We start from the raw sequence: 229 nt of genomic DNA, 5'->3' as shown, positions 1-229 counted from the left end.
GTCAACGACATCACCAAGGAAACGCCGGCCTGCTTCGAACCGAGCCTCGACTACGTCGAGGTCAAGGCCCCGCGGTTCGCGTTCGAGACGTTCCCCGGTGCCGACGGCACTCTCACCACCACCATGAAGTCGGTCGGTGAGGCCATGTCGATCGGCCGCACCTTCACCGAGGCCTTCGGCAAGGTGCTGCGCTCGCTCGAGACCAAGTCCGCCGGTTTCTGGACCGGCC

The 229-nt window shown here is 65.5% G+C and carries 1 protein-coding gene; it reads left to right on the top strand.

The features are described from left to right. On the top strand, positions 1 to 229 hold a 229-nt coding region (locus NVV99_RS27040), incomplete at both ends, for a hypothetical protein (RefSeq protein ID WP_260783361.1).

Source organism: Rhodococcus sp. PAE-6, assembly GCF_025290685.1.
In the GTDB taxonomy this organism is placed as follows: domain Bacteria; phylum Actinomycetota; class Actinomycetes; order Mycobacteriales; family Mycobacteriaceae; genus Rhodococcus; species Rhodococcus pyridinivorans.
Note: the sequence above shows the minus strand (reverse complement) of the source record. Positions and strands in the feature narration are given on the sequence as shown.